The sequence below is a fragment of the Pseudomonas sp. fls2-241-TYG-175 genome, from assembly GCF_030209155.1.
In the GTDB taxonomy this organism is placed as follows: domain Bacteria; phylum Pseudomonadota; class Gammaproteobacteria; order Pseudomonadales; family Pseudomonadaceae; genus Aquipseudomonas; species Aquipseudomonas viridiflava.
In genome coordinates, this window is the sequence record NZ_JARVSO010000010.1 from 22,491 (window position 1) to 44,900 (window position 22,410).

Here is a 22,410-nt window from a genome sequence, read left to right on the forward strand (position 1 = left end):
CGCATCAATCTGCGCGCGCCGACAGCGCCGGGCCAGACACCCGCCCCCCAATCGGTTTAAACTGCGCCTTTGTGACGCAATATGTCGCATTGCCGAAAACCTTGAAAAAACACGGTTTTGCGCTGTAACAAGTTGTCGCCTGGCGGCAAGGTCGAAGCCGAATCTGTCCTTACAATCTTTCTATCGCTCGCCAGTTTCAGGCAGGCGTTCCTCATCAGGAGACTCCGATGTCCGTTGAGCATGCTGCGGTGCAACGCGCCGATTTCGACCAGGTAATGGTCCCCAATTACGCGCCGGCCGGGTTCATTCCCGTACGTGGCGCGGGCTCCCGAGTCTGGGACCAGGCGGGCCGTGAGCTGGTGGATTTTTCGGGCGGGATCGCCGTCAACGTTCTGGGCCACTGCCACCCGGCGCTGGTCGGTGCCTTGACCGAGCAGGCCAATAATCTGTGGCATGTGTCGAACGTCTTCACCAACGAGCCGACCTTGCGTCTGGCCAAAAAGCTGGTGGACGCGACCTTCGCCGATCGCGTGTTCTTCTGTAACTCCGGCGCCGAAGCCAACGAAGCCGCCTTCAAGCTGGCCCGTCGTGTGGCACATGACCTGTACGGGCCTGAGAAGTACGAAATCATCGCCGCCGTGAACAGCTTTCACGGTCGCACTCTGTTCACCGTGAGCGTCGGCGGTCAGCCGAAATACTCCGACGGTTTCGGCCCGAAGATCACCGGCATCAGCCACGTGCCTTACAACGACCTTGAGGCGCTGAAAGCGGCGGTCTCCGACAAGACCTGCGCGGTAGTGCTGGAGCCGATTCAGGGCGAGGGCGGTGTGCTGCCCGGCGAGCTGGAATACCTGCAAGGCGCGCGCAAACTGTGTGACGAGCACAAGGCCCTGCTGGTATTTGACGAGGTTCAGAGCGGCATGGGTCGTAGCGGCCATCTGTTCGCCTACATGCATTACGGCGTGACTCCGGACATTCTTTCCAGCGCCAAGAGCATTGGCGGCGGCTTCCCGCTGGCGGCCATGCTGACCACCGACAGACTCGCCAAACACCTGGCCGTCGGCGTACATGGCACCACGTATGGTGGCAACCCGCTGGCCTGCGCAGTGGGTGAGGCGGTGATCGACGTCGTCAACACCCCTGAAGTGCTGGCGGGCGTCAAGGCCAAGCACGAGCGGTTCAAGACCCGTCTGGAAAAGATCGGTCAGCAATACGGTGTGTTCACCGAAGTGCGCGGCCTCGGTCTGTTGATCGGCTGCGTGCTGGCCGATGCCTGGAAAGGGAAGGCCAAGGACTTCTTCAATGCGGCCGAAGCCCAGGACCTGATGATTCTGCAGGCCGGCCCTGACGTGATTCGTTTCGCGCCAAGTCTGGTGATCGAAGACGCCGACATTGACGAAGGCCTGAACCGCTTCGAGCGCGCCGTCGCCAAACTGACGTCCTGAGTCAACGCGTTACCTGCCGGTGCCCGCCAGGGCGGGCACCGGCCTCTTTTCGGGCACCCTGCGGGCAAGACGCCGCGTGGTGCTTTTTTTAGCGCCGGTCGTTCCGGCATGTGGATCTACAAGGAGTGGCACCATGCTGGTGATGCGCCCCGCGCAAATGGCTGATCTGGCCGAGGTTCAACGCCTCGCCGCCGACAGCCCGATTGGTGTCACGTCCTTGCCCGACGATGCTGGCCGCCTGAGCGACAAGATCGGCTCCTCGGAGGCCTCGTTCGCTGCAGAAGTCAGCTTCAACGGCGAAGAGACCTACTTCTTCGTGCTGGAAGACAGCGAGAGCGGACAACTGGTGGGCTGTTCGGGCATCGTCGCCTCGGCGGGCTATTCCGAGCCGTTCTACAGCTTTCGTAACGAGACCTTTGTACACGCGTCTCGCGAGTTGAAAATCCACAACAAGATTCACGTGCTCTCGCAGTGCCACGACCTGACCGGCAACAGCCTGCTGACCAGCTTCTACGTCGTGCCTGAACTGGTCGGCACGCCGTGGTCGGAGCTCAACTCCCGAGGCCGCCTGCTGTTCGTCGCCAGTCATCCCGAGCGCTTTGCCGATTCGGTGGTGACCGAGATTGTCGGCTACAGCGACGAGAATGGCGATTCGCCGTTCTGGGACGCCATCGGTCGTAACTTCTTCGACCTCAACTATGCCGCCGCCGAGCGTCTGTGCGGGCTGAAAAGCCGCACCTTTCTCGCCGAGCTGATGCCGCATTACCCGATCTACGTGCCGCTGCTGCCCGATGAAGCGCAGGAAGCCATGGGACAGGTGCACCCGCGTGCGCAGATCACCTTCGACATCCTGATGCGCGAAGGCTTCGAAACCGATCACTACATCGACATTTTCGACGGCGGTCCGACCCTGCACGCACGGGTCTCCGGCATTCGTTCGATTGCCCAGAGCCGTCTGGTGCCGGTGAAGATCGAAGCGGGCGCCAACAGCGGCAATGCCAGTGATGTCGGCCGGGGCGGACGTCCGTATCTGGTCGCTAATGGTCTGCTGCAGGATTACCGCGTCGTGCTGCTGGAGCTGGACTGGGCGCCTGGTCGTCCGGTGGTGCTGAGCCTGCAGGCCGCCGAAGCGCTGGGTGTCGGTGAAGGTGCCAGTGTGCGGATCGTGGCGGTCTGAGTCAGACCTGCGAAAGCTGTTAAGCGAGTTTCGAGGCTCTTGAGAGCCGCTGAGGAGATAACATGATCGTTCGTCCCGTACGCAGCAGTGATCTGCCCGCGCTGATCGAATTGGCGCGCAGCACCGGTGCCGGTCTGACGACCCTGCCAGCCAACGAGCAGCGCCTGGCGCATCGTGTTGGCTGGGCTGAAAAGACCTTTCGCGGCGAAGCCGAGCGGGGCGACGCGGACTACCTGTTCGTGCTCGAAGACGATGAAGGACGCGTGGTGGGTATCTCGGCCATTGCCGGTGCCGTCGGCCTGCGTGAGCCCTGGTACAACTACCGGGTCGGCCTGACCGTCAGCGCGTCGCAGGAACTGAACATCTATCGCGAGATTCCGACGCTGTTTCTGGCCAACGACCTGACCGGCAACTCGGAACTGTGTTCCCTTTTCCTGCGCAGCGACGCCCGCAATGGCCTCAACGGCCGCCTGCTGTCCAAGGCGCGCATGCTGTTCATTGCCGAGTTTCCGAAATTGTTCGGCAACAAGATCATCGCCGAAATGCGCGGCATGTCCGACGAGAACGGACGTTCGCCGTTCTGGGAAAGCCTGGGCCGACACTTCTTCAAGATGGAATTCAGCCAGGCCGATTACCTGACCGGTGTCGGCAACAAGGCGTTCATCGCCGAACTGATGCCCAAGTTTCCACTGTACACCTGTTTTCTGTCCGAAGATGCCCGCAACGTAATCGGCCGTGTACACGCTGACACCGAGCCCGCGTTGACCATGCTCAAGGCTGAAGGCTTCAGTTATCAGGGCTACGTCGACATCTTCGACGCCGGGCCGGCTATCGAATGCGAAACCGGCAAGATCCGGGCGGTACACGACAGTCAGGCGCTGGTGCTGGCCATCGGCACGCCGGGCGACGATGCGCCACAATTTCTGATCTACAACCGCAAGCGCGAGGAATGCCGCATCACGGTCGGACCGGCGCGCTTTGCCGCAGGCACCCTGGTGGTCGATCCGATGACCGCCAAACGCCTGCGCATGAGTGCTGGCGACAACGTGCGGGCTGTGCCGCTGTCGGCGGCGCGGGAGGGAGTCTGATGAGTACGTTGTATATCGCAGGTGCCTGGCAGGCCGGGCAGGGTGAGACCATCACGTCGCTGAACCCGGTGACCCAGCAGGTGCTCTGGGCCGGTCAGGGCGCGACGGCCGGGCAGGTCGATCTGGCGGTGCAGGCTGCGCGACAGGCCTTTCCGGGCTGGGCGCGGCGTTCACTGCAGGAGCGTATCGACGTGCTTGAAGCCTTCGCTGCACGTCTGAAACATCACGCTGACGATCTGGCGCGCTGTATCGGTGAAGAAACCGGCAAGCCGCTGTGGGAGTCGGCTACCGAAGTAACCACCATGGTCAACAAGGTCGCGATTTCGGTACAGAGCTATCGCGAGCGCACCGGCGAAAAAAGCGGCCCGCTGGGCGACGCCACTGCGGTGCTGCGCCACAAGCCGCACGGTGTGGTTGCCGTATTCGGTCCTTACAATTTCCCCGGCCACTTGCCCAACGGTCACATCGTGCCTGCGCTGCTGGCCGGTAATACCGTGCTGTTCAAGCCCAGTGAACTGACCCCGAAAGTCGCCGAGCTGACCGTCAAATGCTGGATCGAAGCCGGGCTGCCAGCCGGTGTGCTCAACCTGCTGCAGGGTGATCGTGAAACCGGCATCGCGCTGGCCGCCAATCCGGGTATCGACGGGCTGTTCTTCACCGGTTCCAGTCGCACTGGCAATGCGTTGCATCAGCAGTTTGCAGGCCGTCCGGACAAGATTCTCGCTCTGGAGATGGGCGGCAACAATCCGCTGGTGGTCGATGAGGTCCAGGACGTGGACGCTGCGGTGTACACCGTGATCCAGTCGGCGTTCATTTCCGCCGGTCAGCGTTGCACCTGTGCACGCAGGCTGCTGGTGCCGCAGGGCGAATGGGGCGACGCCTTTCTGGCCCGTCTGGTGGCTGTCAGCGAAACCATCGAAGTCGGCTCGTTCGATCAGCAGCCTGCCCCGTTCATGGGCTCGGTGATTTCGCTGGACGCCGCGCTTGGCCTCCTGGACGCCCAGCGCATCCTGCTGGCCAAGGGCGCCGTGTCGCTGCTTGAAATGCGTCAGCCGCTGGCCCAGTCTGCCTTGCTGACCCCCGGCATCATCGATGTGACGGCAGTCAGCGAGCGTTCCGACGAAGAGTTGTTCGGCCCACTGTTGCAGGTGATTCGCTACGCCGATTTCGATGCGGCCATTGCCGAAGCCAACGACACGCACTACGGCCTTGCAGCCGGTCTGCTGTCGGACTCCGAAGCGCGCTATCAGCAGTTCTGGCTGGAAAGCCGCGCCGGTATCGTCAACTGGAACAAGCAGTTGACCGGTGCAGCCAGCAGCGCGCCATTCGGTGGTGTGGGTGCGTCGGGCAATCATCGCGCCAGCGCCTATTACGCCGCCGATTACTGCGCGTATCCTGTGGCATCCCTTGAAACCGGCAGCCTGACGCTGCCGACCACGCTGACTCCGGGCATCAGGCTGAGCTGACAGTGCGCGAACGATTGCTTATAAAAACAGATCCACGGAGCCTTGCCGATGAAATCCTGTGAAGTGAATTTTGACGGTCTGGTCGGGCCTACCCACAACTACGGCGGGTTGTCCTACGGTAACGTCGCGTCCCAGAGCAACAGCCAGCAATGCTCGAACCCGCGTGAAGCAGCCTTGCAGGGGCTGGCCAAGATGAAGGCGCTCATGGATTTGGGGTTCACCCAGGGTGTGCTCGCACCGCAGGAACGGCCTGACGTGGCGGGCCTGCGTCAACTGGGTTTCACTGGCTCCGACGAACAGGTGATCGAGAAGGCCGCACGGCAGGACATGCCGTTGCTGGTCGCCAGTTGCTCGGCGTCGAGCATGTGGGTCGCCAATGCCGCGACTGTCAGCCCGAGTGCCGATACAGCCGACCGCCTTGTGCACTTCACTGCCGCCAACCTCAATTGCAAGTACCACCGCAGCATCGAGCATCCGACCACCAGCCGCGTACTGGGCGCGATGTTCGCCGATTCTCGGCACTTCGCCCATCACGCTGCCTTGCCTGCCGTCGCCCAGTTCGGTGACGAGGGCGCGGCGAACCACACGCGGTTTTGCCGGGACTATGGCGAGGCGGGTGTGGAGTTTTTCGTGTTCGGGCGCAGCGCCTTTGACACCCGCTATCCCGCGCCACAGAAATACCCGGCCCGGCAGACACTGGAAGCCTCGAAAGCCGTTGCCCGTCTGCACGGTCTGAGCGATGAAGGTGTGGTCTACGGCCAGCAGAATCCGTCGGTGATCGATCAGGGCGTGTTCCACAATGACGTGATTGCAGTGGGTAATGGCGAGGTGCTGTTCTACCACGAGGACGCATTCCTCCACACTGACTCGATGCTGGACGAACTGCGCGAGAAACTTGCGCGGGTTGGCGGCCAGTTAACGGCGATCTGCGTGCCACGTGCCGAGGTCTCGGTGTCCGATGCGGTGCGCTCTTACCTGTTCAACAGTCAGTTGCTGTCGCGCCCTGACGGCTCGATGCTGCTGATCGTGCCGCAGGAATGTCAGGCCAACAGCAGCGTCTGGAACTACCTGCAACGCCTGATCATGGATGACAGTCCGGTGGCCGAAGTGAAGGTGTTCGACCTAAAGCAGAGCATGCAGAACGGCGGTGGTCCGGCCTGCCTGCGCTTGCGGGTGGCGCTCAATGAAACCGAGCTGGCGGCCGTCAATCCCGGCGTGATCATGACCGCGCCGCTGTACGAAACCCTGAAGCAATGGGTCGACAGGCACTACCGTGACCGCATGAGCGAAAACGATCTGGCCGATCCCCGATTGCTGACCGAATGCCGAACGGCATTGGATGAACTGACGCAAATCCTTAAACTGGGTGCCGTTTATCCTTTTCAACTCGTTTGAAACCTGCGCGCCGAGCCATGGCCCGACGCATGATTTTCCCTTTCAAGAGCATTCCGAACATGAGCGACGCCCTGCAGTTAATCCTCGAAGACACCGATGGCACCCAGCTGGAAACCTCCTGCACCCGCGTTGCCGTCATCTGGCAGGGCAAGGAATTGTGGATTCAGCAGGACGGCCGTGGCCAGCTGCTGATCGGCGTTGACGTCGAAGAAGGCGACGCCGAATACGCCAACCTGCTGCTGCGTCCATTGGCCACCAATCTGGTCAGCCTGCAGTTGGAAATGGAGCCGGCCGACATGGGCGCCGAAGAAGACGGCCATGTGCACGGTCCTGACTGCAACCACTGAAACAACCCGTAAGGAAGCGCCATGCTCGCTCTCGGCAAACTGCTTGATTTGACCCTGGCCGGACGTGAGCCGGCGGAAAAGACTCAACTGACCGTCGAAGGCGTGCGCATGCGCTGGCTGGGCGAGGGGGCGCTGGAAGTTCGCCCGCCCGAGGCTCGTGACAACGGCACTGACCTGCTGCTGTCAGCCGGTATCCACGGCAACGAGACAGCCCCCATCGAGCTGCTGGATCAACTGATCCGCAGCATTGCGCGTGGCGACCTGAAACCACGCGCACGTATTCTGTTCCTGTTCGGCAACCCCGAGGCCATGCGCCGCGGCACACGCTTCGTCGAGCAGGACGTCAACCGGCTGTTCAACGGCCGTCACGAACAAAGCGGCGGTTCCGAGGCCTTGCGGGCCTGTGAGCTCGAGCGGCTGGCGGCCAGCTTCTTCAAGCTGCCGGACCGCTACCGCCTGCATTACGACCTGCACACCGCGATCCGTGGTTCGAAGATCGAGCAGTTTGCGCTGTATCCCTGGAAAGAAGGCCGCAAGCATTCACGCCGCGAACTGGCCCGATTGCGCGCCGCAGGCATGAGCGCGGTGCTGTTGCAGAACAAGCCGTCGATCGTGTTCAGCGCCTACACCTACGATCAGCTGGGTGTCGAAGCCTTCACCCTGGAACTGGGCAAGGCCCGGCCGTTCGGTCAGAACCAGCAGGTCAACCTTGGTCCCTTGCGCGAAAGCCTGGAGCAACTGATCGAAGGCACCGAACCGGAGCCGGATGAATCGCTCGACGGCCTGCAACTGTTCAGCGTGGCGCGGGAAGTGATCAAGCGCAGCGACGCTTTCAAGTTTCATCTGGCCGATGACGTGGAGAACTTCTCGCCGCTGAAAAAAGGCTTTGTGCTTGCGGAAGACGTGAGTGATTCACGCTGGGTGGTGCAGGAAGAGGGCGCGCGGATCATCTTCCCGAACCCGAAGGTGAAGAACGGTTTGCGGGCGGGGATTCTGGTGGTGCCGGTGGCAGTGGAAGGGTTGGGGCTGGCCTGACAGGCGTTCAAACTCCGGTGGGCAAAGCCTGCCTCGCTGAATGAACTCTATAGTGTGGGAGGCGGCTTGCCGGCGATGGCGTCAGGCCAGTCACAGCCGCGTGGCCTGAAAAAACGCTTCGCCGGCAAGCCGCCTCTTATCAAACAACCTGTAAACCACTGAAGAAACTGGATTTTGTGGGAGCGGACTTGTCCGCGAAAAGGCCAGTACATCCGACGCATATGCGGTGGCTGAAATACTGCATTCGCGGACAAGTCCGCTCCCACCTAGTTTGCTGCGCGACAGCGCTACGTCGAAGACGTGGTGGGGCCTCCCACAGGTTGCATTCACCCCCGCACATGCACCCGTTCACCCGCCGACCAGGTTTCCTTGACGGTCCTGTCATCGCCGAGGGTCATCAGCACGAACAGAATCTCTTCAATGTCCTTCGCCTGCTTCAAGCGGTAGGACAGCAGCGGCGTGGCGTTGTAGTCCAGCACCACGAAATCCGCTTCGTTGCCGACCTTGAAGCTGCCGACCTTGTCCTCCAGGCGCAGCGCCCGTGCACCACCGAGTGTGGCGAGGTACAGCGACTTGAGCGGACTCAACCGTGCGCCCTGCATCTGCATGACCTTGTACGCCTCGTTCAGCGTCTGCAGGATCGAAAAGCTGGTGCCGCCCCCGACATCGGTGCCCAGACCCACGTTGACCTTGTGCTTCTCGGTCATCGGCAGGTTGAACAGGCCGCTGCCCAGAAACAGGTTCGAGGTAGGGCAGAAGGCGATGGCCGAGCCGGTTTCTGCCAGTCGCGCGCACTGCGCGTCGCACAGGTGCACGCCGTGGGCAAACACCGAGCGTTCGCTCAGCAGGTTGAAGTGGTCGTAGACGTCCAGGTAGTGCTTGCGCTCCGGGAACAGCGCCTTGACCCATTCGACTTCCTGCAGGTTTTCACTGATGTGGGTCTGCATGTACAGGCCGGGGTATTCCTGCAGCAGTTTGCCCGCCAGCGCCAGTTGCTCGGGGCTGCTGGTCGGGGCGAAGCGCGGGGTAACGGCGTAGCTCAAACGACCTTGCCCATGCCAGCGCTCGATCAGCGCCTTGCTGTCGGCGTAGCCTGACTCGGGGGTGTCCACCAGATAGTCCGGCGCGTTGCGGTCCATCATCACCTTGCCCGCAATCATGCGCAGGTTGAGCTGTTGCGCGGCGCTGAAGAACGCCTCGACCGACTCCTTGTGCACGCTGCCGAATACCAGCGCCGTCGTGGTGCCGTTGCGCAGCAGTTCTTTGATGAAGATATCCGCGACCTGCGCCGAATGCTCAGGATCGGCGAACTGGCGCTCGCAGGGGAAGGTGTAAGTGTTGAGCCAGTCCAGCAGTTGCTCGCCATACGCACCGATCATGCCGGTCTGCGGCAGGTGGATGTGGGTGTCGATGAATCCTGGGGTGATGAGGGCGTCCGGGTATTCGATCAGCTCGACACCGTCATCCAGCGTTGCCAGTAAATCCTTGGCGTGGCCGATGGCAGTGATCCTGCCGTTTTCGATCTGCATCAGGCCGTCTGCAAAATACTCGAAGGACGCGTCAGACCCGACTTCGGCAGGGTCGGCGATGCTGTGGATGATGGCGGCGCGATAGGCTTTACGGGACGTAACTGAACTCATGGGCATCTCATGACGACCTGCTGCGACGCGAGGCGGGCAGCAGTTTGGCGATAGGTTGGGTGTTGGCGCTTTGCTGGCCGAAGTCTGCGTTGTAGGTGGCGATGACCTCGGCGGCGATGGACACGGCGATTTCAATGGGCAGCTTGCCTTTCACTTCAGCGAGCCCCATCGGGCAGCGCATGCGTTGCAGCAGGCCGGGTTCGAAACCGCGTTCACGCAGCCGGTATTCGAACTTGACCCGCTTGGTGCGCGAACCGATCAGGCCGAAGTAGCCGAAATCGCCACGCTTGAGGATGGCGGCGGTCAATTCAAGGTCGAGCTGATGGTTGTGGGTCATGACGATGCAGTAACTGCCTGCAGGCAGATTCGCGACTTCATCGACCGGTTCGTCGTTGATGATCTTTACGACGCCATCAGGCATCGATTCCGGGAATTCGTTCTCGCGGGAATCGATCCAGCGTACGCGGCAGGGCAGGCTGGCCAGCAGCGGCACCAGCGCGCGGCCCACATGCCCGGCGCCGAATACGGCAATCTGCGCGACCGGCTCGCCCATGGGCTCGAACAGCAGCACGTTCACGCCGCCGCAGCATTGGCCCAGGCTCGCGCCCAGGTTGAAGCGCTCCAGCCGGGTCTGCCGTGTGCCGCTGGCGAGCATTTCGCGGGCGATCTCCATGGCCTTGTATTCCAGATGCCCGCCACCGATGGTGTCGTGAATCCGCTCGGCACTGACCACCATCTTCGAACCGGCATTGCGCGGCGTCGAACCCAACTCCTCGATGATCGTCACCAGAATCCCAGGCTCGCCACGGGTCTGCAGTTCGGCGAGGGCGCTTATCCAGTTATTCATGGCTGCACCACGGAGCGTGAGGAACGATCAGTAGGGATCACAGGCATGCGGTTTTCCCCAGCTCGCGCATCTGCTCGCAGCCCCACAACACTTTCTCTGGCGTGGCGGGCGCGTCGATGCGGGGTTGGTGGCGGTAGTCGCCCAGACTGGCCACAGCGTCCTTGATCGCGCACCACGCGGCAATGCCCAGCATGAACGGCGGTTCGCCCACGGCCTTGGAGTGGAATACCGTGTCTTCAGGGTTCTTGCGGTTTTCCACCAGTTTGACCCGCAGGTCCAGTGGCATGTCGGCCACGGCGGGAATCTTGTACGAGGCGGGTCCTGTGGTCAGCAGTTTGCCCTTGGCGTTCCACACCAGCTCTTCGGTGGTCAGCCAGCCCGCTCCCTGAATGTAGCCGCCTTCGACCTGACCGATGTCGATGGCCGGGTTCAGCGAGGCGCCGACGTCATGCAGGATGTCGGTGCGCAGCATCTTGTATTCGCCCGTCAGCGTGTCGACGATCACTTCCGCGCAAGCCGCGCCAAAGGCGAAGTAGTAGAACGGCCGCCCCCGCGCCTGGCTGCGGTCATAGAAAATCTTCGGTGTCTTGTAATAGCCGGTGCTGGACAGCGAAACCTGACCCATCCACGCCAATTGAGCCAGCTCTGCGAACGACAGCAGCGTCTCGCCAGCCCGCACATGGCCATTGCGAAACTCGACCTGGCTTTCCTCGATCTTGAAATGTTTCGCGGCAAACTCGACCAGTCGCTGCCTGAGGATTTCAGCCGCGTTCTGCGCGGCCTTGCCGTTGAGGTCGGTGCCGCTGGACGCAGCAGTGGGCGAGGTATTGGGCACCTTGTCGGTATTGGTGGCAGTAATCTGGATGCGCTCGATATCCACCTGAAACACCTCGGCCACCACCTGCGCGACCTTGACGTTGAGGCCCTGGCCCATCTCGGTGCCGCCGTGGTTCAGGTGAATGCTGCCGTCGGTGTAGATGTGGATCAACGCACCGGCCTGATTGAGAAAGCTGGCGGTAAACGAAATGCCGAACTTGACCGGGGTCAGCGCCAGGCCTTTCTTCAGAATCGGGCTGCTGGCGTTGAACGCGCGAATCGCTTCACGGCGCTCGGCGTACTCGCAGCTCTGCTCAAGATCGGCGGTCATTTCTTCCAGCAGGTTGTGCTCGACCGTCTGGTAATAGTGGGTGACGTTGCGCTCGGTCTTGCCGTAATAGTTGGCCTTGCGCACCGCCAGCGGGTCCTTGCCCAGGTAGCGGGCGATGCAATCCATGACCTCCTCAATGGCGACCATGCCTTGTGGGCCGCCGAAGCCACGATAGGCAGTGTTGGACGCCGTGTGGGTCTTGCAGCGATGGCCGTTGATCGTCGCTTCGCCCAGGTAATAGGCGTTGTCGGCGTGAAACATGGCGCGGTCGACGATGGAGGCCGACAAGTCAGGCGAATAACCGCAGTTGCCAGCCAGATCCAGCTCGATGCCCTGGAGGCGACCGTTGTCATCGAAACCCACGTCGTACTCGATGTAGAACGGGTGGCGCTTGCCGGTCATGATCATGTCTTCGACACGTTGCAGGCGCATCTTGGTCGGCTGGCCGGTGAGGCGCGCCACCACGGCGCACAGGCACGCAGGGCTGGCCGCCTGAGTTTCCTTGCCGCCAAAGCCGCCGCCCATACGCCGCATGTCGACCACGATCCGGTTCATCGGAACGTCCAGCACTTCGGCGACCAGTTTCTGGATTTCGGTAGGGTTCTGGGTCGAGCTGTAGACGATCATGCCGCCATCTTCGGTGGGCATCACCGAGGCGATCTGTGTCTCCAGATAGAAATGCTCCTGCCCACCGATGTGCAGGCTGCCTTGCAGGCGGTGGGTCGCGCCTTGCAGCGCGGTCGCCGAATCGCCGCGCTTGTGGGTGTGGCTGTCGAGCACAAAATGCTTCTGGCGCAGGGCCTGCACCACATCCAGTACCGGTTCGAGGTCTTCGTACTCGATCACGGCGGCCATCGCGGCCTTGCGGGCGGTGTCCAGATCACGTGCAGCCACGGCCAGCACCGGCTGACCGACGAACTCGACCTTGTCGATGGCCAGCAGCGGATCGCCAGGCAGCAGCGGACCGATGTCTTTCAGGCCGGGGATGTCCTCATGAGTGATGACGATCCGCACGCCTTCAATGGCATGACACGGCGCAGTGTCGATGCTGATGATGCGTGCATGCGCACGATCCGAAAGCCGCGCATAGACGTGCAACTGATTGGGGAATTCCAGCCGGTCGTCGATGTAAACGGCCTCGCCGGACACATGTTTGTCGGCGCTGTCATGTTTGACGCTGCGCCCTGCGCCGGTGGTGATTCCCTGTTGAAAGAGATCGGCCATTTCGGCCTGAGTCTTTTGCGGGGCGTGATCAGACATAGTGAGTCACCCGCGTTGGTGTATGAGGCGTCTGCAACTCGATGAAGCACTTGCGCAGCAGGTTGCGGGCGCTCAGCAGACGGTATTCCTTGCTGGCGCGAAAGTCCGACAGCGGCGTGAAATCGTCACCCAGCGCAGCGCAGGCGTGCTCAACGGTTTCGCTGTTCCAGCGCTGACCCATCAATGCCTGCTCGCAGGCTGATGCACGTTTCGGAATCGCAGCCATGCCGCCGAATGCAACACGCGCCTCTTCGATGACACCGTCGCTGATCTGCAGGCGGAACGCGGCGCAGACGGCGGAGATATCGTCGTCCAGCCGCTTGGAGACTTTATAGGCCTTGAACACCTGACGGGCATTGGCAGTCGGCACGATGATTTTTTCAATGAACTCGCTTTCCTGGCGCGCCGTGACCTTGTAATCGATGAAGTAATCTTCCAGCGCCAGCGTGCGCTGGGTGTCGCCTTTGCGCAGCACGATCTGCGCGCCAAGGGCGATCAGCAGTGGCGGGGCGTCGCCGATGGGTGAAGCGTTGCCGATATTGCCCCCCAGCGTGCCCTGATTGCGAATCTGCAACGACGCGAAGCGTTGCAGCAGTTCGCCGAAGTCGGGGTACTCGGCTTCCAGCGCGGCATAACAATCGGTCAGCGGCGTGGCGGCACCGATTTCCAGGCGATCTTCGAAACGCTCGACGCGCTTCATCGCCTCGATGTGCCCCACGTAGATCATCACCGGCAGTGGCTTGTGAAACTGGGTAACTTCCAGTGCCAGGTCGGTGCCGCCCGCCAACAGGCGAGCCTGAGGGTTTGCGTCGTACAGGTCCGCGAGGTCGGCTACGGTCAGCGGGATCAGACAGCGTTTTTCACCGTCGTTCAGCTCGCCGGTCTGCTGCGGGGTGATGGCGCGCAAGCGCTCGATGGTCTGCGCCTGACGCTGGTCGAACTGATCGGGCTCACGCTGCCCGCACGCCTGTTCGGCAGCGGCCAGAATCGGGCGATAACCCGTGCAACGACACAGGTTGCCAGCCAGTGCTTCGTGGGCCTGATGCGCATCGGCCTGATCGCTGTTCTTCTGCAGGGCAAACAGCGACATCACGAAACCCGGTGTGCAGAAGCCGCATTGCGAGCCGTGGCACTCGACCATGGCCTGCTGCACGCTGTGCAGGCGGCCCTGGTGTTTGAGGTCCTCTACGCTGATCAACTGCTTGCCGTGCAGCGAAGCCACGAACGTCAGGCATGAATTGAGGCTGCGATAGCGCAGCTGTTGCTCGCCCGTTACGTCGGTTTGCAGCTCTCCCACCACAACGGTGCAGGCGCCGCAGTCACCGCTGGCGCACCCTTCCTTGGTGCCGGGCTTGTGTGCCTGCTCGCGCAGGTAGGTCAGCACGGTCATGTTCGGATCGAGGGTTCGCTCGGTCTTTAGCTCTTGGTTCAAAAGGAACTGAATCACGGCGTAATGCCCTCAATTGGCTTCCATCGGACATGTCGATGAATCTATCAGCTTTGTTTATTGGGTCAATTTGTTTCTGACTTTCGGGTCAGGAAATCAGGTTTTCGGCACCTCTGCCGATCAAAAACGTCACACCTGTTGAATTGCCTGTCAGGCAATGGTCGAGGTTTTGCGTGTTTCGTGCCAGATTCGAGGAATGTGGCCCTGCGCCATGCCCTTGGGTTGCGATACACTCCGCCTCTTGTACGAAGAACTGGTTTTTGAAGGATACTCATGACGTTCAAGGCACCGGACAGCCTCGCTGAGCAGATAGCCCATCACCTTGCAGAACGGATCATCCGCGGTGAACTCAAGCCTGGAGAGCGGATTCAGGAGCAAAAGGTCACGCAGGCGTTGAACGTCAGCCGTGGTTCCGTGCGCGAAGCATTGCTGATTCTGGAGCGCCGCCATCTGGTGGCAATCCTGCCGCGTCGTGGTGCGCAGGTCACGGTGCTCAATGCCCACAATGTCACCAGTCTGTGCACGCTGATGAGTGAGCTGTACATTCTGCAGGCCAATGCCGTGGCCGAGCACTGGAAGACCGAGGCGGACCTTGCGCCGTTTGTGGCCATCCAGGAGCGTCTTCGGGCCAGCCTGGAGAGCCAGGACGTGAAGGCATTCGTCGAAGAAAGTTTCAATGTCATGCGCGCGGCGTATCCATTCGCCAATAACCCGTATCTGGAGGAAACCATCGAGAATCTGCAGCCGTCCATGAGTCGCAGCTATTTCCTGGCCCTCGAGCAGCGCAAGGCGGAGATGAGCGATTACCTCGAACTGTTCGGGCAATTGCTTGAAGCCGTCGTTGCGCGCGATCTGGCGCAGATTCGTGTGGTGCTCATCAACTATGGCCAGCGCAGTTGTCAGCTGGTGCTCGCTGCATTGACGGCAGGCTGACCCCATGCGTCTGAAGTGCATCAAGCTGGCGGGGTTCAAATCCTTCGTCGACCCCACCACGGTGAACTTCCCCAGCAACATGGCGGCCGTTGTCGGCCCCAATGGTTGCGGAAAATCCAACATCATCGACGCCGTGCGCTGGGTCATGGGCGAAAGTTCGGCCAAGAACCTGCGCGGCGAGTCGATGACCGACGTCATCTTCAACGGTTCGACCAGTCGCAAGCCGGTCAGTCAGGCCAGCATCGAGCTGGTGTTCGACAACTCCGACGGCACACTGGTGGGCGAATACGCTGCCTATGCGGAAATTTCCATTCGCCGCAAAGTGACCCGCGACAGCCAGAACAGCTATTACCTCAACGGCACCAAATGCCGTCGTCGTGACATCACCGACATCTTCCTTGGGACTGGCCTGGGGCCACGCAGCTACTCGATCATCGAGCAGGGCATGATCTCCAAGCTGATCGAAGCCAAGCCCGAGGATCTGCGCAACTTTATCGAGGAAGCGGCGGGCATTTCCAAGTACAAGGAACGCCGCCGTGAAACCGAGAACCGCATCCGCCGTACCCACGAGAACCTGGCGCGCCTGACCGACCTGCGCGAAGAGCTGGAGCGCCAGCTCGAGCGTTTGCATCGTCAGGCCCAGGCGGCCGAGAAGTATCAGGAATACAAGACCGAAGAACGCCAACTCAAGGCGCAGTTGTCGGCGTTGCGTTGGCAGGCGTTGAACGAACAGGTGGGTCAGCGCGAAGCCGTGATCGGTGGTCAGGAAGTCGGCTTTGAAGCACTGGTCGCTGATCAGCGCAGTGCCGATGCCAGCATCGAACGATTGCGTGACGGCCATCACGACCTCTCCGAACGCTTCAATCTGGTGCAGGGGCGCTTCTATTCGGTGGGCGGCGACATCGCCCGCGTCGAGCAAAGCATTCAGCACGGCCAGCAGCGTTTGCGTCAGTTGCAGGACGACTTGCGCGAAGCCGAGCGCGCCCGCCAGGAAACCGAATCGCACCTGGGGCACGACACCACGCTGCTGGCCACGCTCAGCGAAGAGCTGGAGATGCTCGAGCCCGAGCAGGAGATGACCAGCGCGGCCGCCGAAGAATCGGCCATCGCCCTGGAAGACGCCGAAGCCGCCATGCACGGCTGGCAGGAAAAGTGGGATGTGTTCAATCAGCAGTCCGCCGAGCCGCAGCGTCAGGCTCAGGTTCAGCAATCGCGCATCCAGCAGTTGGAGCAGAGCATGGAGCGGCTGGCCGAGCGCCAGCGGCGTCTGGGCGAAGAGCGTCAGTTGCTGGCTGCCGACCCTGAAGACGCGGCGATTCTGGAACTGAGCGAAGACCTCGCCACCCGTGACATGACCCTCGAAGAACTGCACATGGGCGAAGAGCAGGCAGTCGAGCGTCTTGAACAATTGCGCGAAGCCTTGCAGCGCGCCAATCAGGACCAGCAGCAGGCGCAAGGCGAGTTGCAGCGCCTCAATGGCCGACTGGCTTCGCTGGAAGCCCTGCAACAGGCCGCCCTCGACCCTGACACCGGCACCGCCGAATGGCTGCGCGATCAGCACCTGGATCAGCGCCCGCGTCTGGCGGAAAGCCTCAAGGTAGACGCCGGTTGGGAAATGGCCGTCGAAACGGTGCTTGGCGCTGATTTGCAGGCCGTACTGGTCGATGACTTCGACGGGCTGGACGTGGCGAACTTCCAGCAGGGCGATCTGCGCCTGCTGAGCGCTGGGGCCGATACCCAGCGCGTCGCAGGCAGTCTGCTCGACAAAGTTGAAAGCGATATCGACCTGTCGGCCTGGCTGGGGCAGGTGATCCCGGTCAACGACCTGGACGAGGCGCTCGCCCGGCGTGGTCAACTGGCGGCGGGGCAGAGCCTGATCAGTCGCGACGGCTACTGGGTCGGACGTCACTTCCTGCGGGTAAGACGTGCCAGCGAAGCGCAGAGCGGCGTGCTGGCCCGCGGTCAGGAATTGCAGCAGCTCGGTCTGGAGCGTGACGAACGCGAAGCGACGCTGGCTGCTTTGGAAGAACAACTGTTGAGCCTGCGCGAGCAGCAATCGCAACAGGAAGAATCAAGAGAGCAACTGCGCCGTCGCGTGCAGGACGAGACGCGTCAGCAGAGCGAGCTCAAGGCGCAGCTGTCGGCAGCCAGGGCCAAGGTCGAACAGCTGACTCTGCGCCGTACCCGTCTGGATGAAGAGCTGGCCGAGCTGGGCGAGCAGCGCGCACTTGAACATGAGCATCTGGGTGAGTCACGTCTGGAACTGCAGGACGCGCTCGACGCCATGGCGCTGGATACCGAACAGCGCGAAGTGCTGCAGGCCCAGCGTTACAGCCTGCGCGAGCGGCTTGACCGTGTGCGTCAGGAAGCCCGCCTGCACAAGGACCGCAGCCATCAACTGGCGGTGCGTCTGGGGTCACTCAAGGCGCAACATGACTCGACACGTCAGGCGCTTGAACGTCTGCAGATGCAGTCAGAGCGCTTGACGGAAAAGCGCGAGCAATTGAGCCTCAACCTGGAAGAGGGTGAGGCGCCGCTGGAAGAACTGCGGCTTAAGCTGGAAGAATTGCTTGAGCGGCGCATGGTGGTCGATGACGAGATGCGCATCGCCAAGAACGCGCTGGAAGACGCTGACCGCGAACTGCGTGACGCCGAGAAGCGCCGCACCCAGGCTGAACAGCAATCGCAGTTGCTGCGGGGTCAGCTCGAACAGCAGCGCCTGGAATGGCAGGCCCTGACAGTACGTCGCAAGGCCTTGCAGGACCAGTTGCATGAAGACGGCTACGACCTGCACGGCGTCCTCGCCACGCTGACCCCGGAAGCCAGCGAACAGGCCGCCGAGCTGCAACTGGAAAGTCTTGCCGGCCGTATTCAGCGCCTCGGCGCGATCAACCTGGCGGCCATCGACGAGTACCAGCAGCAGTCCGAGCGCAAGCGCTATCTGGATGCCCAGGACGCCGATCTGGTGGAGGCGCTGGAGACGCTCGAGAACGTGATCCGCAAGATCGACAAGGAGACGCGAAATCGCTTCAAAGAGACCTTCGATCAGATAAATAGCGGAATTCAGGCACTTTTCCCAAAAGTTTTCGGTGGCGGCTCCGCTTATTTGGAACTGACGGGCGAAGATTTACTCGATACAGGGGTAACAATCATGGCGCGTCCCCCCGGCAAGAAGAACAGCACCATTCATTTGCTGTCCGGCGGGGAAAAGGCACTAACTGCACTGGCATTGGTTTTTGCCATTTTCAAACTCAATCCGGCACCGTTCTGCATGCTCGACGAGGTCGATGCACCACTGGACGATGCCAACGTCGGTCGATATGCCCGGCTCGTGAAGGAAATGTCACAAACCGTACAATTCATCTATATCACCCACAACAAGATCGCCATGGAAATGGCTGATCAACTGATGGGTGTCACCATGCATGAGCCAGGCTGTTCGCGGCTGGTTGCGGTGGATGTGGAAGAGGCCATGGCGCTGGTGGATGCCTAGGTCGGGACCTGTGATTTTCCGGGGAAAACGGTTTGTGGATGCCTGAAAGTGTGACGGTCGTGCGGTAGATATCAATTTGCGCACCAAAGAGGTGTAACAGACGGTGTAAAGTTACCTTTGGTCGTGCTAGTTTAGCGGCTACTTTTTATTTTTCCGTGGGCAAAATGCCAGTCAGAACATAGACTTGGCACCACGTATTAAAGGGGTTTAGGCCCTTATTTTCAGAATTCTTCATTAGAGGCACTGGATTACATGGAAATCGGTCTGCGCGAGTGGCTGATCGTCATCGGCATAATTGTCATTGCCGGTATTCTCTTCGATGGCTGGCGCCGTATGCGCGGCGGCAAGGGAAAACTGAAATTCAGGCTGGACCGGAGCTTTTCCAACCTTCCGGACGACGAGGAACCGAGCTCGGCCGAAGTGCTGGGGCCGCCCCGTGTGCTGGATACGCATAAAGAGCCGCAACTGGACGAGCACGACCTGCCGTCGATGAGCGCCAGCCCGCGAGACAACGTTCGTGAGAACGCTCGCGAGGCCAAGCGCAGCAACAGCGACAAGAAACGCAAGGGCGAGCCGCAACAGGGCGATCTGAATCTGGACATGGGCGGTCCGAGCCTGTTCACCGGCCGTGACGACGACTTCCCGGACGACAAGCCGACACACATCATCACTGAAGAAAAGGACCTGCCTCCGGTCGAGGAAGTACTGGTCATCAGCGTTATCTCGCGCAGCGAAAGCGGCTTCAAGGGTCCGGCCTTGTTGCAGAACATTCTGGAAAGCGGCCTGCGTTTCGGCGAGATGGACATCTTCCATCGTCACGAAAGCATGGCGGGCAACGGCGAGGTGCTGTTCTCCATGGCCAATGCGGTCAAGCCGGGCGTTTTCGATCTGGACGACATCGACCATTTCAGCACCCGTGCCGTGAGCTTCTTCCTGGGTCTGCCGGGTCCTCGTCATCCGAAGCAGGCGTTCGACGTCATGGTCGCGGCAGCACGCAAGCTCGCTCATGAGCTGGACGGCGAGCTGAAAGATGACCAGCGCAGCGTAATGACCGCGCAGACCATCGAGCACTACCGCCAGCGCATCGTCGAATTCGAACGCCGCGCCCTGACTCAGCGTCGCGGCTGAGTCTGCTGTGCCAGCCCTCGTTGAACCGCATTCGCTGCGTTCGGCAAGGGCTGGAGACCGGTACAACAGAACCACCCGATCGAGCAGCCCAGGCTGCTCTTTTGCTTTTTGAGAGAACACCGTATGAAGGCCGTCGAAACCCGAATCCTGGAACTGCGCGCAGAGCTGGATCAGCATAACTACCGCTACCACGTTCTGGATGAGCCCAGCATTCCCGATGTCGAGTACGACCGCCTGTTCCACGAGCTAAAAGCGCTGGAAGCCGAGAACCCGCATCTGGTCACGCCTGATTCGCCCACGCAGCGTGTCGGCAGCGCGGCCCTGTCGGCGTTCACCCAGGTGCGTCATGAAATGCCGATGCTCAGCCTGGGCAACGCCTTCGAAGAAAACGACATGCACGAGTTCGACCGTCGGGTGACCGAAGGCCTGGACCTGCCCGAAGGTAGCCGCAAGGTTCAGTACAGCTGCGAACCCAAGCTCGACGGTCTGGCGGTCAGCCTGCTGTACCGAGACGGCGCGCTGGTCCGTGGCGCGACGCGGGGCGATGGGGCGACCGGCGAAGACATCAGCGTCAACGTGCGCACCGTGCGCAACATCCCGCTCAAGCTGCATGGCACTGGCTGGCCTGAAGTGCTGGAGGTGCGGGGCGAAGTGTTCATGTCCAAGGCCGGTTTCGAACGGCTCAACGCCAGCCAGCTGGAAATCGGCGGCAAGACCTTCGCCAATCCGCGCAACGCCGCAGCGGGCAGCCTGCGTCAGCTGGACTCCAAGATTACTGCCAACCGCCCGCTGGAATTCTGCGGTTACGGTCTGGGGCAGATTTCCGCCGAAGTGGCCGACACCCATGTCGGCGTACTCAATCAGCTCAAGGAATGGGGCGTGCCGGTCAGTCGCGAGCTCAAGCTCGCCAACGGCATCGAAGAGTGTCTGGCCTATTACCACGACATCGGCGAGCGACGTCTGTCGCTGAGCTACGAGATCGACGGCGTGGTGTTCAAGGTCAACAAGCTCGCCGATCAGCGTGAACTGGGTTTCCGTGCCCGCGAACCGCGCTGGGCGATTGCCCACAAATTCCCGGCCATGGAAGAGCTGACCGAACTGCTGGACGTTGAATTCCAGGTCGGACGCACTGGCGCAGTGACGCCGGTTGCGCGCCTCAAGCCGGTCAAGGTCGCCGGTGTGACGGTTGCCAATGCGACCCTGCATAACATGGACGAAGTGGCGCGCCTGGGTCTGATGATCGGCGACACGGTGATCATTCGCCGGGCCGGTGATGTGATTCCGCAAGTCGTGCAGGTGGTCATGGAGCGTCGTCCTAAGACTGCCAAGCCTGTCGAAGTTCCGAAGACCTGCCCGGTGTGTGGCTCGCATGTCGAACGCACCCAGCTGGTCAAGCGCAGCAAGGGCAAGGAAACCGTCAGCGAAGGCGCGGTTTACCGCTGCGTCGGTCGTCTGGCCTGCGGCGCGCAGCTCAAGCAGGCCATCATCCATTACGTGTCGCGTCGTGCCATGGACATCGAAGGTCTGGGTGACAAGACCATCGAGCAACTGGTGGACGAAAAACTCATCGGCTCGCCCGCCGATCTGTACAAGCTTGAGTACGAGCAGATCATCGACCTGGAGGGTTTTGCGAAAATCTCCAGCGAAAAACTGCTCAAGGCAATTGCCGACAGCCGTCAGCCGACGCTGTCGCGCTTCATCTACGCGCTGGGCATCCCGGATGTCGGCGAGGAAACGGCCAAGGTGCTGGGTCGTTCGCTGGCGTCGCTGGAGCGGGTCAAAAAGGCCTTGCCGGAGGTGCTGACTTACCTGCCGGACATCGGCATGGAAGTCGCTTACGAGATCCACAGCTTCTTCGAGGACGAGCACAACCGCAACGTGATCGACGCGCTGCTGGGCGAGTGCGGCCTGCAACTGCAGGATCAGGGTGAGCTGGGCGCCGAATTTGCCGCCAGCACCACCCTGGATGGACTGATCGACAAGCTGCACGTGCCTTCGGTAGGTCCGGGTGCTGCGCTGAAGCTGGCCGAGAAGTTCGGCACGCTGGACGCGATCATCGGCGCGGACTGGCTGGACATGCGCCAGGCGCTGCCCGAAAAGCAGGCCAAGGCCGTACGCGATTTCTTTGACGACACCGCCAACGCCGAGCGTGCACGTGCCATCGAGGCGCAGCTCAAAGAGTTCGGCATGCACTGGCGTAGCGAGAAAAAAGCCGTGGAAGGCTTGCCGCTGGCCGGGCAGACCTGGGTGCTGACCGGTACGCTGGAACGCATGAGCCGGGACGTCGCCAAGGAGAAGCTCGAAAGCCTGGGCGCCAAGGTGTCCGGGTCAGTGTCGGCGAAGACCCACACCGTCGTCGCAGGGCCGGGGGCGGGGTCGAAGCTGACCAAGGCCAATGAGCTGGGCCTCACCGTTCTGGATGAGGATGCATTGCTGGCGCGCCTGACCGAGCTGGGTGTGTCGGTGGATTGAGGGGCCGGCTCTATGATCCTGCCCATCGCTACTGTGGGAGGCGGCTTGCCGGCGATCCTTTTTCTGAAGCGACCTATCAGTGACTGAACT

15 protein-coding genes are annotated in these 22,410 nt (G+C 61.4%); 11 read left to right on the top strand and 4 right to left on the bottom strand.

Annotated features, from left to right (window positions below):
- Positions 1-227: 227 nt before the first annotated feature.
- The 7 genes from QRN20_RS08955 (at position 228) to astE (ending at position 7,953) form a co-directional block, all read left to right on the top strand.
- Entirely contained in the window at positions 228-1,445 is a 1,218-nt protein-coding gene (locus QRN20_RS08955) for an aspartate aminotransferase family protein (RefSeq protein WP_029244296.1), read from the top strand.
- Between the two features lie 133 nt (positions 1,446-1,578).
- Positions 1,579-2,622 (top strand): arginine/ornithine succinyltransferase subunit alpha, encoded by a 1,044-nt coding sequence (gene aruF, locus QRN20_RS08960; protein WP_122606438.1) that lies wholly within the window; start codon positions 1,579-1,581, stop codon positions 2,620-2,622.
- Between the two features lie 62 nt (positions 2,623-2,684).
- The gene (gene astA / locus QRN20_RS08965) at positions 2,685-3,710 is read left to right on the top strand and encodes an arginine N-succinyltransferase (RefSeq protein ID WP_029244295.1); all 1,026 of its coding nucleotides are present in this window, start codon (positions 2,685-2,687) and stop codon (positions 3,708-3,710) included.
- Positions 3,707-5,176, top strand: a complete 1,470-nt coding sequence (gene astD, locus QRN20_RS08970) for a succinylglutamate-semialdehyde dehydrogenase (RefSeq protein ID WP_205929345.1) — start codon at positions 3,707-3,709, stop codon at positions 5,174-5,176. Before astA ends, astD begins: the two co-directional genes overlap by 4 nt.
- A 48-nt stretch (positions 5,177-5,224) precedes the next feature.
- Positions 5,225-6,571, top strand: a complete 1,347-nt coding sequence (gene astB, locus QRN20_RS08975; RefSeq protein ID WP_122606442.1) for an N-succinylarginine dihydrolase — start codon at positions 5,225-5,227, stop codon at positions 6,569-6,571.
- A gap of 59 nt (positions 6,572-6,630) precedes the next feature.
- Complete coding sequence (locus tag QRN20_RS08980; protein WP_122409208.1) at positions 6,631-6,918, top strand: topoisomerase II; 288 nt, start codon at positions 6,631-6,633, stop codon at positions 6,916-6,918.
- A 21-nt stretch (positions 6,919-6,939) separates the two neighbouring features.
- Entirely contained in the window at positions 6,940-7,953 is a 1,014-nt protein-coding gene (gene astE / locus QRN20_RS08985) for a succinylglutamate desuccinylase (protein WP_029244292.1), read from the top strand.
- Between the two features lie 326 nt (positions 7,954-8,279).
- Here astE and guaD read toward each other — a convergent pair whose 3' ends face one another.
- Genes guaD through xdhA form a run of 4 tightly spaced genes read right to left on the bottom strand, consistent with a single transcriptional unit; the run spans position 8,280 to position 14,294 of the window.
- Positions 8,280-9,593, bottom strand: coding sequence for a guanine deaminase (guaD, locus tag QRN20_RS08990; protein WP_285360201.1), 1,314 nt, complete (start codon positions 9,591-9,593; stop codon positions 8,280-8,282).
- Positions 9,594-9,600: 7 nt separating this feature from the next.
- Positions 9,601-10,440, bottom strand: a complete 840-nt coding sequence (gene xdhC, locus QRN20_RS08995; RefSeq protein ID WP_285360202.1) for a xanthine dehydrogenase accessory protein XdhC — start codon at positions 10,438-10,440, stop codon at positions 9,601-9,603.
- A gap of 37 nt (positions 10,441-10,477) precedes the next feature.
- Positions 10,478-12,847: a xanthine dehydrogenase molybdopterin binding subunit gene (gene xdhB / locus QRN20_RS09000; protein WP_122410234.1), complete on the bottom strand. Its 2,370-nt coding sequence runs from the start codon at positions 12,845-12,847 to the stop codon at positions 10,478-10,480.
- Entirely contained in the window at positions 12,840-14,294 is a 1,455-nt protein-coding gene (xdhA, locus tag QRN20_RS09005; protein WP_122606444.1) for a xanthine dehydrogenase small subunit, read from the bottom strand. The genes xdhB and xdhA overlap by 8 nt, the downstream gene beginning before the upstream one ends.
- 273 nt (positions 14,295-14,567) lie before the next feature.
- Here xdhA and QRN20_RS09010 point away from each other — a divergent pair, with 273 nt between their 5' ends.
- The 4 genes from QRN20_RS09010 to ligA all read left to right on the top strand — a co-directional run bounded on the left by QRN20_RS09010 (position 14,568) and on the right by ligA (position 22,320).
- Entirely contained in the window at positions 14,568-15,227 is a 660-nt protein-coding gene (locus QRN20_RS09010; RefSeq protein WP_057410986.1) for a GntR family transcriptional regulator, read from the top strand.
- A gap of 4 nt (positions 15,228-15,231) precedes the next feature.
- A complete protein-coding gene (gene smc / locus QRN20_RS09015) occupies positions 15,232-18,720 on the top strand; it encodes a chromosome segregation protein SMC (RefSeq protein ID WP_285360205.1) in 3,489 nt (1,162 codons plus the stop codon).
- Positions 18,721-18,972: 252 nt separating this feature from the next.
- Positions 18,973-19,848 (top strand): cell division protein ZipA, encoded by an 876-nt coding sequence (zipA, locus tag QRN20_RS09020; protein ID WP_004886082.1) that lies wholly within the window; start codon positions 18,973-18,975, stop codon positions 19,846-19,848.
- Positions 19,849-19,971: 123 nt separating this feature from the next.
- The gene (gene ligA, locus QRN20_RS09025) at positions 19,972-22,320 is read left to right on the top strand and encodes an NAD-dependent DNA ligase LigA (protein WP_058431084.1); all 2,349 of its coding nucleotides are present in this window, start codon (positions 19,972-19,974) and stop codon (positions 22,318-22,320) included.
- Positions 22,321-22,410 lie beyond the last annotated feature (90 nt).